The 12,801-nt window shown below is 67.1% G+C and carries 7 protein-coding genes; 3 read left to right on the top strand and 4 right to left on the bottom strand.

From position 1 onward, the window contains the following. Positions 1 to 12 precede the first annotated feature (12 nt). On the top strand, positions 13 to 822 hold the full coding sequence (locus F1640_RS12690; RefSeq protein WP_194919503.1) for a cystatin domain-containing protein: 810 nt from the start codon (positions 13 to 15) through the stop codon (positions 820 to 822). Between the two features lie 201 nt (positions 823 to 1,023). Here F1640_RS12690 and F1640_RS12685 read toward each other — a convergent pair whose 3' ends face one another. The 4 genes from F1640_RS12685 to F1640_RS12670 form a co-directional block, all read right to left on the bottom strand. Next, positions 1,024 to 2,457, bottom strand: coding sequence for a glutamate synthase subunit beta (locus F1640_RS12685; RefSeq protein WP_194919501.1), 1,434 nt, complete (start codon positions 2,455 to 2,457; stop codon positions 1,024 to 1,026). A 23-nt stretch (positions 2,458 to 2,480) separates the two neighbouring features. After that, entirely contained in the window at positions 2,481 to 7,121 is a 4,641-nt protein-coding gene (gltB, locus tag F1640_RS12680; protein ID WP_194919499.1) for a glutamate synthase large subunit, read from the bottom strand. A 223-nt stretch (positions 7,122 to 7,344) separates the two neighbouring features. Then, entirely contained in the window at positions 7,345 to 8,766 is a 1,422-nt protein-coding gene (locus tag F1640_RS12675; RefSeq protein ID WP_194919497.1) for a hypothetical protein, read from the bottom strand. Positions 8,767 to 8,808: 42 nt separating this feature from the next. Then, complete coding sequence (locus F1640_RS12670; protein WP_194919496.1) at positions 8,809 to 10,056, bottom strand: TIGR04063 family PEP-CTERM/XrtA system glycosyltransferase; 1,248 nt, start codon at positions 10,054 to 10,056, stop codon at positions 8,809 to 8,811. Positions 10,057 to 10,220: 164 nt separating this feature from the next. On the opposite strand from F1640_RS12670, the gene F1640_RS12665 reads away from it, so the two are divergent. Further along, a complete protein-coding gene (locus F1640_RS12665) occupies positions 10,221 to 11,642 on the top strand; it encodes a putative O-glycosylation ligase, exosortase A system-associated (RefSeq protein ID WP_124809936.1) in 1,422 nt (473 codons plus the stop codon). After that, a complete protein-coding gene (locus F1640_RS12660; protein WP_194919494.1) occupies positions 11,639 to 12,754 on the top strand; it encodes an acyltransferase in 1,116 nt (371 codons plus the stop codon). Before F1640_RS12665 ends, F1640_RS12660 begins: the two co-directional genes overlap by 4 nt. The last annotated feature ends 47 nt before the right edge of the window (positions 12,755 to 12,801 follow it).

Raw genomic sequence — 12,801 nt, 5'->3', positions numbered from 1 at the left:
GGAGCCTGAATCATGACCAAGACACTGTCGTTGGTGCAGTACGGAGCGCTGTACGCGGCGCTCTGCGCGGCCGTGCTGACGCCTGCCGCCGCACAGGTGCCCCCGCCGGGACCGGCGATCCCGGGCGGCTGGGCACCCGCCGGCGTCAACGATCCGCAGGTGCGCCAGGCCGCCGATTTCGCGGCATCGCAATTGCCGGGCGGGGGCACGGTCAGAAGCGTCGATTCGGCCAGCCAGCAAGTCGTTGCCGGCATGAACTACCGCATCGAGCTGACGCTCGCCGATGGCAGCCGCTGGGCGGTGACGGTGTACCGGATGCTGTCGGGCCAGATGCGCCTGAGCGAATCGACGCGGCTGGCAGCCGCCGCGCCACAGGTGGCGGCCAGCCTGCGCCTTGCCCGGAACGGGCTGCAGGTGCGCCGCGCCGGGGCGGCGCCGATCGTCCTCTCCTTCGGCATACCCCGCGCGCGGGTGCTGGAAGCGCTGCGCTTCCGCCCGGCCCCACGGACCAGCACGAACGGCGAATGCGGCGCCGGGCCTGTTGATTTCGCGCAGTGGCAGGATGGCGTGAGCCTGCTGTTCCAGCATGACCGGTTCGGCGGCTGGGTGCTGAGCGGCCGGAACACAACCATCGGCACGACCGACGGCATCCGCATCGGCACGACCCTCGCCGAGCTGCGCAAAAAGCGCGGCTTCCGGCTGGAACGCACCACACTGGGCCACGAGTTCACCGTGGGCGCGATCAGCGGCATCGTAAACGGCACCAGCGCCCGCGCGCGCGTGACCGACCTGTGGGCCGGCCTGTCCTGCGCCTTCCGCTGACGCGGCGCGCCCGGGGGCATGCCAGCGTTATCTTGAATCGTCATTGCGAGCGGTACGCGAAGCAATCCAGAGCCCCACATGCTGCTCTGGCCTTCCCCTGGATTGCCGCGGGGCTTCGCCCCTCGCAATGACGAGGCCGAAACGGAAAAGGGCGCCCCGCACGGAGCGCCCTTCCTGTCTTGTCCCGCAGAACCGGCCCGATCAGCGCGGCAGTTCGGAAACCCCCATCAGCGCTTCGTCCACCGAACGCGCGCACTGGCGGCCTTCGCGAATCGCCCAGACGACGAGGCTCTGTCCGCGCCGCATATCGCCGCAGGCGAACACGTTCTCGACGCTGGTCTTGTAGTCGACCACGTTGCCCTTGACGTTGCCGCGCGGGTCCAGCTCGACGCCGGCCTGTTCCAGCAAGCCCTGCTTGCGCGGGACGAGGAAGCCCATCGCCAGCAGGATCAGGTCCGCCTTCAGCGTGAATTCGCTGCCCGGCACTTCCTGCATCTTGCCGTTCACCCATTCGACGCGGACGCATTCCAGCCCGGTCACGTCGTTTTCGCCCACCGCCCGCTTGGTCAGCACCGCGAATTCGCGCTCGCAGCCTTCCTCGTGGCTGGACGAGGTGCGCAGCTTGAGCGGCCAGTTGGGCCAGCTCAGCGCCTTCTCTTCCTTTTCGGGCGGCCGGGGCATGATTTCCAGCTGCGTGACCGACAGCGCGCCCTGGCGGTTCGACGTGCCGACGCAGTCCGAACCGGTATCGCCGCCGCCGATCACCACCACGTGCTTGCCGGTGGCGAGCAGCGAACCGCGCGGCGCGGCGCGGATTTCATCGTCGCCCGCGTTGCGCTTGTTCTGCTGCGTCAGGAATTCCATGGCGAAGCGCACGCCGGGCAGTTCGAAGCCCGGAATGTCGAGCGGGCGCGGGTCTTCCGCGCCGCCCGCCATCACGATCGCGTCGAAGTTTTCCTTCAGCGAGGCGACCGAGACGGTCACGCCCACTTCGACCGAGGTGCGGAACTGGACGCCTTCGGCCTCCATCTGCACCATGCGGCGGTTGATGACGTGCTTTTCCAGCTTGAAGTCCGGAATGCCGTAGCGGAGCAGCCCGCCGACGCGGTCCGACTTCTCGAACACCGTCACCGAATGGCCGGCGCGGGCCAGCTGCTGCGCGCAGGCGAGGCCAGCCGGGCCGGAGCCGACGACGGCGACCGACTTGCCCGTCTTCTTCGCGGGCACCTGCGGCTCGATCCAGCCTTCCTTCCAGCCCTTGTCGACGATCGCGCATTCGATCGACTTGATCGTTACCGGCTGGTCCACGATGTTCAGCGTGCAGGCCGCCTCGCACGGGGCGGGGCAGATGCGGCCGGTGAATTCCGGGAAGTTGTTGGTCGAATGGAGATTATCGAGCGCCTCGCGCCAGTCATTCTCGTAGACCAGGTGGTTCCAGTCCGGGATCTGGTTGTTCACCGGACAGCCGTTGTGACAATACGGAATGCCGCAGTTCATGCAGCGCGAAGCCTGCCCCTGCAGCCCCGCCGCATCGTGCGGGATCACGAATTCGCGATAGTGCTTCAGCCGTTCCGCGGGGGAATCGTAGGTACGGTCCTTGCGGTCGACCTCGAGAAAGCCGGTTGCCTTGCCCATGATGTTTCCCTGATCCCTAGTTCTTATTCGGCCGCGACGTTGGCGGCGGCGAGGCGCTCGGCCTCCATCTGGCGGAGCGCGCGCGCATAGTCGCGCGGCATCACCTTGACGAAGCGCTTCACCTCGTCGGCCCAGTTGTCGAGAATCGCGCGCGCCCGCTTGCTGCCCGTGTAGAGGTGGTGGCGTTCGACCAGCACCTTCAGGCGTTCCGCGTCGTGGCGCAGCATGTCGCCCATGCCGTAGTCATAGACATCATGCCCGCGCTGCTGCGGACGACCGGCCCCCTCGTCCTCGTCGCGATCGGCCGAAACGGGGATCAGGTCCACCATCGCCGGGTTGCACAGCTTTTCGAACTGGCCATCCGGATCATAGACATAGGCGATGCCGCCCGACATGCCCGCCGCGAAATTCCGGCCGGTCCGGCCAAGCACGGCCACCACGCCACCGGTCATGTATTCGCAGCCATGGTCCCCGGTGCCCTCGACAACCGCGATCGCGCCCGAATTGCGCACGGCGAAGCGTTCGCCGGCGACGCCGTTGAAGTAGGCCTCGCCCGCGATCGCGCCATAGAGCACGGTGTTGCCGACGATGATGTTCTCGGTCGGCTCGCGATCGACGTGCGCGGGCTGACGCACGATCACGCGGCCGCCCGAAAGGCCCTTGCCCACGTAGTCGTTGGCATCGCCCACGAGATCGAGCGTGACGCCATGGGCCAGGAACGCGCCGAAGGACTGGCCGGCAACGCCCGTGAAGCTGACCTGGATCGTGTTGTCCGGCAGCCCCTTGTGGCCATACTTCCGCGCTACTTCGCCCGAAAGCATCGCGCCCACCGTGCGGTTGACGTTGATCACCTTGCGTTCGAGCCGGACCGGCTCGCCCGTGTCCAGCGCGGGCGCGCTGGCGGCGATCAGATCGTTGTCGAGCGCGGCCTCGAGGCCGTGATCCTGCGTGCCGCTCCAGTTGAGCGTGGTGCCGGGCACCGGATCGACCTGGTGCAGCAGCTTCGACAGGTCGACGCCCTGCGCCTTCCAGTGCGCCACCGCCTTCTTGGTATCAAGCCGGTCGACCCGGCCGACCATTTCCGCGACGGTGCGGAAGCCCATCTCGGCCATGATCGCGCGCAGTTCTTCCGCGACGAAGAAGAAGTAGTTGATGACGTGTTCCGGCTGGCCGGTGAAGCGCGCGCGCAGCACCGGGTCCTGCGTGGCCACGCCCACCGGGCAGGTGTTGAGGTGGCACTTGCGCATCATGATGCAGCCGGCCGCGATCAGCGGGGCGGTAGCGAAGCCGAACTCGTCGGCGCCGAGCAGCGCGGCAATGGCCACGTCGCGTCCGGTACGGATGCCGCCGTCCGCCTGCACGCAGATGCGCGAACGCAGGTTGTTGAGCAGCAGCGTCTGTTGCGTTTCAGCCAGCCCGATTTCCCACGGCGACCCGGCGTGGGTCAGCGAGGTCAGCGGCGAGGCGCCGGTGCCGCCTTCGTAGCCCGAGATCGTCACGTGATCCGCGCGCGCCTTGGAAACGCCCGCCGCCACGGTGCCCACGCCCACTTCGGACACGAGCTTGACCGAAATGCGCGCGCGCTGGTTGGCGTTCTTGAGATCGTGGATCAGCTGCGCCAGATCCTCGATCGAATAGATGTCGTGGTGCGGCGGCGGCGAGATCAGGCCGACGCCCGGCGTGGAGTGCCGCGTCTTGCCGATGGTCTTGTCCACCTTGTCGCCGGGCAGCTGGCCGCCTTCGCCGGGCTTCGCGCCCTGCGCCATCTTGATCTGGATGTCATCGGCATTGACGAGGTATTCCGCCGTCACGCCGAAGCGGCCCGACGCGACCTGCTTGATCGCCGAACGCATCGAATCGCCGTTGGCCAGCGGCTTGAAGCGCGCCGGGTCCTCGCCGCCTTCGCCGGTGTTCGACTTGCCGCCGATGCGGTTCATCGCCACGGCCAGCGTGGTGTGCGCTTCCCAGCTGATCGAGCCATAGCTCATCGCGCCGGTGGCGAAGCGCTTGACGATCTCGCTCGCCGGCTCGACCTCGGCAATGTCGATAGCCTCATCGGCCTTCTTCAGATCCATCAGCCCGCGGATCGTAAGCATCCGTTCGGACTGGTCGTTGATCGACTGGGCGAATTCCTTGTACTTGTCCGGAATGTTGCCGCGCACGGCGTGCTGCAGATTGGCGATGTTCGAGGCCGTCCAAGCGTGTTCCTCGCCGCGCAGGCGCAGCTGGTACATGCCGCCCACGTCCAGCATCTTGCGGTAGATCGGGTTGTCGCCATAGGCCGCCGCGTGGCGCCGCACGGTTTCCTCGGCGATCTGCTCGATGCCCACGCCCTCGATCGTCGTGGCGGTACCGGTGAAATACTTGTCCACGAAGGCGGAGCTGAGGCCCACCGCGTCGAAGATCTGCGCGCCGCAATAGGACTGATAGGTCGAGATGCCCATCTTGGACATGACCTTGAGGATGCCCTTGCCGATCGCCTTGATGTAGTTCTTCTGCACGTCCTTGGTGGTGAGCGGCAGCTCCTTGTCCACCCGGATCGCTTCCAGCGTCTCGAACGCCAGGTACGGGTTGATCGCTTCCGCGCCATAACCCGCCAGCACGCAGAAGTGGTGGACTTCGCGCGCTTCGCCGGTTTCGACGACAAGCCCGGTCTGCATACGCAGGCCCTGCCGGACGAGGTGGTGGTGCACCGCCGCCGTGGCGAGCAGCGCCGGCATCGGGATGCGGCTGTCGCACTGGGCGCGATCGGACAGGATCAGGATGTTCTTGTCCGCCAGCACGGCTTCGGTCGCCGCCCAGCACATTTCCTTGATCGCCAGTTCCAGCCCCTGCGCACCGGCAGCGGCATCCCAGGTGGTGTCGATCGTGGCGGTGCGGAACGCGCCGTCGAGCGCGGCCTCGACCGAGCGGATCTTGGCGATATCGTCGTTGGTCAGGATCGGCTGGTCGACTTCGAGCCGCTTGTGGCTGCCGGCGTCGCGGCCCAGCAGGTTCGGGCGCGGGCCGATCATCGAAACCAGGCTCATCACCAGTTCCTCGCGGATCGGATCGATCGGCGGGTTGGTGACTTGCGCGAAGTTCTGCTTGAAATAGTCGTAGAGCAGCCGCGAGCGGCTGGACAGCACGGCGATCGGCGTGTCCGTGCCCATCGAACCGATCGGGTCGTCGCCATAGACGGCCATCGGTTCGAGGAACTTGGTCACGTCCTCCTGCGTGTAGCCGAACGCCTGCTGGCGATCGAGCAGGCTGGTCGTCTCGACCGGCAGCGCCGCCAGTTCGGGTTCGACCACTTCAAGCTCCTTGAGCTTGTACTGCGCCGATTCCAGCCAGTCCTCGTAAGGCTCCGCCCCGGCGAGTTCGGCCTTGATCTGCTCGTCCTCGATGATCGCGCCCTTTTCCAGGTCGATCAACAACATGCGACCGGGCTGGAGCCGCCACTTGCGCACGATGTCTTCCTCGCGGAACGGCAGCACGCCGCTTTCCGAAGCCATGCAGATCAGGTCGTCGCGGGTGATCGAGAACCGCGCGGGGCGCAGCCCGTTGCGGTCGAGCGTGGCGCCGATCTGGCGGCCGTCGGTAAAGGCAACGGCGGCCGGGCCGTCCCACGGCTCCATCAGCGCGGCGTGGTATTCGTAGAAGGCGCGGCGCTTGGAATCCATCAGCGGATTGCCCGCCCAGGCCTCGGGCACCAGCATCATCACCGCGTGCGCCAGGCTGTATCCGCCCGCCAGCAGCAGTTCGAGCGCGTTGTCGAGGCTCGCGGTATCGGACTGCCCGTGCGGGATCAGCGGCCACATCTTGTCGAGATCCGGCCCCAGCAGCTCGGATTCCATCGTGCGACGGCGCGCATTCATCCAGTTCACGTTGCCGCGAACCGTGTTGATCTCGCCATTGTGGGCGATGAAGCGGAAGGGATGCGCCAGCTTCCAGCTCGGGAAGGTGTTGGTCGAGAAGCGCTGGTGGACAAGGCCCAGCGCGGAGACGCAGTCCGGATCGCGCAGGTCGTCATAGAACGAGCCAACCTGGTTCGCCAGCAGCAGCCCCTTGTAGACGATCGTGCGCGTCGAAAAGCTCGGCATGTAGAGTTGCGTCACGCCCGGAAGCCCGTGCTTTTCGGCCATGGCGGCAAGCGGGTTCTGCGTCTGCTTGCGGATCGCCAGCAGCTTGCGCTCGAACGCGTCCTGGTCGGGCGTGCCCTCGCCGCGCTTGATGAAGCACTGGCGCACCACCGGCATCGATTCGATCACGGTCTTGCCGAGGCCGTCGAGCGTGACGGGCACGTCGCGCCAGCCGATCAGTTCCTGGCCTTCCTTGGCGATGAACTTCTCGAAGAACTCGGTCACGAAGTTCCGCGAAGGTTCGTCCTGCGGCAGGAAGCACATCGCCACGGCGTAATCGCCCGGCGCGGGCAGTTCCTTGCCCTGCGCGGCCGCCCACTTGCGGAAAAGCTGATCGGGCAACTGGATCAGGATGCCGGCGCCATCGCCCAGCAACGGGTCGGCGCCCACCGCGCCGCGATGGTCGAGATTTCGCAGAATTTCCAGCGCCTGCTCGATAATCGCGTGGCTTTTCGCCCCTTTGATATGGGCAACAAAGCCCACACCACAGGCGTCATGCTCATTACGCGGATCGTACAGGCCCTGAACCGGCGGAAATCCCATATCGAAGGTCGTCCCTACATCCAGAATTGGAAATATCGCACGAATCGCGCCGCCCCCCTTGGCGACGAAAGTTGCGCGAATATCCCCCATGACTGCAGGAAAGTTATTTTGCAACCGCGAGCGTCATTTCCCGCGCCGATCCGCGCGGGAAATACGGTTGCACCCTTCAAAACGGGCAGGATTCCGTCGAAATGGCTACATTCAGGACCGATTACGGACGTGGTTAGCCCTTGGCGGTCATTCTCTGGAGCGTGGCGAGGGCCGCGCGCAAGGCCCGGTCGGCCTCTTCGGGATCGCTGAACGCGGGAACGGCCCCGGCGGGCGGCGCGAAGGCCGGCGGCGCGGGTTCCATCACAGACGATGGTATGGCCCGTCCACGGCTGGCCAACGGCGTATCGGGGCGGGCAAACGGCGGATCCACCGGCGCGTCGTCATGGCGGCGCGGCGCAGGGGACGGCATATCGACCAGCGAGGGATAGCGGTGTTCGGGCAACGGTGCCTCGCCGGGCACGATCGCCAGGAAAGGCGGCGCATCCGCCTCCCCGCCTGCTTCCGCGTCCTCCACGCCCTGTTCGGCCGCGTCCGCGGCGTGCGTGGCTATACCAGGCGGCAGCGTGGCGTCGACTTCCGCCTCGGCCCGGGGATCCTGTTCCGCGTGTCGGGCCAGTTCATCGCGCCGGACCGCGATCGCCATCGCCAGCCGCTCGATGAGCTGCACGAGGCCCAGCGATTCCAGCGGCGCGGCATCCATCGCGGGCGCATCCGCGCGTGCTTCCGCCGCATCGTTGAAAATGCCGGGCGCGGGCAACGTCGGATAGGGCTGCGCAAAGGGACGTTGCGTGTCGGAGGCCAGCGGCAGCCGCGCATCACCTTCGCAGGGCGGGGCCTCAAGCCCTGCCAGATCAAGGTCCGCATCGGCCGATGGCCCGTCCGCCAGCGCGGCAGGCAGCGCAAGCAGCGGCGGCGCAAACGGTCCGTCGTCGATCATCGGCGCGGCAAGGCGCGCGGGAGCGCCAACTTCGTCCGCAAGCACGTCGTCTTGCCCGGCCGCTTCGTCCGGGTCCGCCGCTTCAAGCGCCGTTCGGGACAAGTCCGCACCGTCGACGGGCACCTCCGCACCCCGATCTTCCGCGATCACGGGCTGTTCAAGCTCGCCACCCGGCTCCGGGTCCTCGAGCGCCGGCACCGTCGCCAATTCCTCGCTCAGCACCAGCGGCCGGCGCGGCGGGGCATCGGGGTGCGCGTCGCGCGCGCGGATTTTCACGGCACGTTGGGAGACCGCCACGGCGGGTGCTCCGGATTCCATCGCCTCGTCGCGATCGGGCATCGCCGGCATGTCGAGCTTGGCCGCCTTGCCCCTGCGCAACCGCGCGGCGATGACGAGGCCGATCAGCCCGCCGACCACGGCCAGCGCGAAAGCCACCAGCACGCGGGCGGTGAAACCCAGCGGCGGCGCGGCGGCCGGCAGGACCTTGGGCAGTCCGCTCGCCACGACCAGGCTCGCCAGCATCCGGGGCGGCACGACGAAGCTCGTCAGCCCCAGCAAGGCGGCGAACCACACTATCATCACCACCGGGAACAGGCGGTGCGCCGAAATCGATGCGGCCTGCTTGCGTTTCGCCTGCTTGCCCTGCGGAATGGTCACGTGCGTATCGATCCGTTCAAACCTGGCAAGTGCCCCACGCCATCAGGCGGCGACACCCGCAATTGTACCTTTCCCGGCTATCACCTTTTGGTAAACAGCTTGATAACGACGAACATTGCCGGCCCAGTCGTGCTCGCGCTCGACGAACCGCCGCGCCACCGCGCGCCGTTCCGGCCATGCGCTCCGGTCGCCCAACTGCGCGATCATTGCCTTCGCCAGCCCGGCGGGATCATCGGCGGGAAACAGCGTGCCGGTCACCCCGTCCTCGATCAGTTCCCTGTGCCCGCCCACGTCGCTCGCGGCAACCAGTTTGCCTTGCGCCATCGCTTCCAGCGGCTTGAGCGGCGTGACAAGGTCCGTCAGCCGCATCGCCTTGCGCGGATAGCACACCACATCGGCCAGCGCGTAATAGCGGTCGACCTCGGCGTGCGGCACGCGGCCGACGAAGCGGATCGCGTCCGCAACCGACGAAGCCTCCGCCTGCGCGCGCAAGGCATCGCCCGCCGGGCCGCCGCCGACCAGCAGCAGCCTGGCTCCCGGCACCCCCGCGACGATCGCCGGCATGGCCGCGATCAGATCGTCCAGCCCTTCATAGGGATAGAAGCTGCCGAGAAAGCCGATCACCGGCCCGTCGCCCAGCCCCAGCGCTTCGGCCAGCGCCGGATCGCGCGGCTGTGCCTGCCCGAACATGGTAAGATCCACGCCGTTGGGCATGATCGACAGGCGATCGCGCGCAACGCCCCGCGCCGCCAGATCCTCCAGCAGGCCGCGGCAGATCGTCACCACCGCATCGGCGCCGGCAACCACGCGGTTCTCAAGCTGGCGGGTCAGCCAGTAGCGCGGCGAACCCTCGCGGCCGGTGCCATTGCCCACGGCGGCGTCTTCCCAGAACGCGCGGATTTCATAGACCACCGGAATGCCGAGCCGCCGCCCGGCGCGCACGGCGGCAAGGCCGCACAGCGCCGGCGAATGGGCGTGCAGCACGTCCGGCCGCCACGCGCGGGCCACCGCTTCGATGCGGCTGGCCAGAGCGACCACCTCGCGCCATTCGCGCACCCCCACGATGCCTTCGGCTTCCCCCGGCGTGCGATGGAATTCCAGCCCGTCGATCTGTTCGGGCGCGCCGTCTTCCGCCACCAGCGGCCCATCCGGCAAGCGGTGACGCTGCCCGGTGATCGCGCGCACCTCGATCCCTTGCGCCTGCTGGGCCTTGAGGATCGCGCGCGTGCGAAAGGTGTAGCCGCTGTGCAGCGGCAGGCTGTGGTCGAGAACGTGCAGAACGCGGGTCATGCCCCTTTCCTGCCACGCAAGCCTTAACGCGCCGTCAACCCCGTTCCGCTAAGCCCGCGGTCCCGGCAACGATCATCGCGCGGACATGACCCTGACGCCCTCCCCCCTGTCGCACTGCCGTTTGCCGCGCCTGCCCGGAACGTTGCGCCGCCAGCGGGGCCGCCGTGCTTAACCTGTTCCTTACCGCCTTCGTGCTGGCTTTCCTGGGCGCCGGGATGCGCCGGCCGTTCCTGCTGGTGCTGGCCTATACCTATATCGACATCGTCGCGCCGCAGAAGGTCACCTGGGGTTTCCTCGCCCACATCCCGATCTCGCTGATAGCGTTCGTCTGCGCGTTCGGCGCCTGGATGGTGGCCGAAAACAAGCAGGGCATCCGCTTCTCGTTCCGCCAGTTCCTGCTCCTGCTGCTGCTGGTCTATTGCGGGCTGACCACCCGCACCGCCGATTTCCCGGTGGAAGCGGCGGAAAAGTGGGGCTGGGTGTGGAAGGCGCTGGTCTTCGCGATGTTCCTGCCGCTCACCCTGCGCACGCGCCTGCGCATCGAGGCGCTGGCATTGGTGATGGTGCTGTCCATCAGCGTGATCGTGATCGGCGGCGGGATCAAGACGCTGTCCTCCGGCGGCGGCTATGGCGAACTGAAGCTGCTGGTGAACGATAACACCGGCCTTTACGAAGGCAGCACGCTGTCGATGGTGGCGGTTGCGATCATGCCGCTGATCTACTGGCTGGCGCGGTACGGCACTATCTTCAAACCGGGAAAGCTGGTCACGCTGTATGCCCTGGGGCTCGGCTTTGCCTGCCTGCTGATCCCGGTGGGCACGCAGACGCGCACCGGCCTGCTGTGCGTGCTGTTGCTGGGCGTGCTCGTGCTGCGCACCACCAAGCGGCGCTTCACCTATCTCGCGGCAGCGGGGGTACTGGCCGTGGTGGCGATGCCATTCCTGCCCAAGAGCTATACCGATCGCATGAGCACGATCGAAAATCACCAATCGGATCAGTCCGCCTCCACCCGCGTGGCGGTGTGGAAATGGACGTGGGAATTCGCCAAGCACAACCCCTTCGGCGGAGGCTTCGAAGCCTATCGCCAGAACGAGGTGAGCTACAAGACCGTCAACACCGACTATGCCGGCAAGAACAACGCCGCGCTCGAAACCAACGATATCGTGGAAAAGGGCCGCGCCTATCATTCGGCCTACTTCGAGATGCTGGGCGAGCAGGGCTATCCCGGACTGGGCCTTTGGCTGACGCTGCACCTTCTGGGGCTGTGGCAGATGGAGCGGGTGCGCGCACGCTGGACCAAGCGGGGTGGCCCGCAGGAGAGCCTGCCCGATGCGCGATGGATCGGGCCTCTGGCCAATGCGCTGCAACAGGGGCAGTTGGTCTATATGGTCGGCGGCAGCTTCGTCGGCATCGCCTTCCAGCCCTTTATGTACATGCTGATCGGGCTGCAGATCGGCCTGCGCGCCTATGCCATGCGGATCGACCCGAGCCGGGAGACGTTCCGTCCGCTTCGACGGGTTAACGCGCCGGCACGCGCGGCGACACAGGGCAGTTCGGGGCAGCCCCCGCTGAGCGCCCCCAGATGAGCGAGCCCCATCTCCACAAACCGAGCGAACGCAGACCACGCCATCTCGACGCGCTGACCGGCCTGCGCGGGATAGCGGCGTGGCTGGTGGTCCTCTATCATATCCGCTTGTCGCTGGTGTCCATACTGCCCCCAGGCGTCATCGCGGTCCTGGCGCGCGGCTATCTGGCGGTGGATCTGTTCTTCGTCCTGTCCGGCTTCGTCATGTGGTACAATTATGCCGTTCCACTGGCGTCGGGCGGGCCACGCGCCGCCGCCCGTTTCCTGTGGCGAAGGATGGCGCGAATCTGGCCGTTGCACCTGTTGATACTCGGCGGCTTCGTGTTGTTCCGAGCGGCGCTGACCGTTTCCGGGCGCCCCGTGGAGGGGCTACCACTGGCCGAATTGCCGCTGCAGGTGCTGCTGATCCAGAACTGGGGCTTTACGCACGAACTGGCCTGGAACCACCCGGCCTGGTCGATCAGCACCGAATTCGCCGCCTATCTGGTGTTTCCCGCGATTGTCGCGGCGGGCCAGCCGATCATGGGCCGCCGTCGCCTGGCGATCGCGATCGCGGCGCTGCTGCTGGCGGGAGAATATGCGCTGTTCACGCACCGGGGCCTGCGCACGCTGGGCGCGGACATCCCCGCCATGGGGCTGTGGCGCTGCCTGATCGGCTTCATGTTGGGCACGCTGGCCTGCGTGATCTGGCAAGCGGCACGATCACCGCGCGCCTGGCCCTGGGCGCTGTTCGCGGCGGGCTGGATCGCGCTGGGGAGCGTGGCCGGCTGGCCCGAAACCGCGATCGTCCCGCCCGCGATCGTCACCGCGATGCTGGCGCTGATTTATGATAAGGGACCGCTGGCACGCTTTCTCTCCAGCCACGCGGCGGTGTGGCTGGGAGAGGTGAGCTATTCCACCTACCTCGCGCACGCCTTTCTGTTCCTGGTGTTCAAGCTGCTGTTCGTTGATGCCTCGCTGCAAATCGGCTGGGCGGGACTGGCTGCCTATCTCCTGCTGCTGCTGATCGCGTCGTGGACGCTTTATCGCCTGATCGAAAAGCCGGCCCAGCGCTGGCTCAATGCGCGAACGCCGGGCTGGACCCGCCCCTTGCCCGCGTCGCCCGCCGAATAGCCCGTCCGTCCTGACCGGATTGCGCCCGGTTGCACCTTTGCAAGGGT

It is taken from the genome of Novosphingobium sp. NBM11 (genome assembly GCF_015390225.1).
GTDB lineage: Bacteria > Pseudomonadota > Alphaproteobacteria > Sphingomonadales > Sphingomonadaceae > Novosphingobium.
Note: the sequence above shows the minus strand (reverse complement) of the source record. Positions and strands in the feature narration are given on the sequence as shown.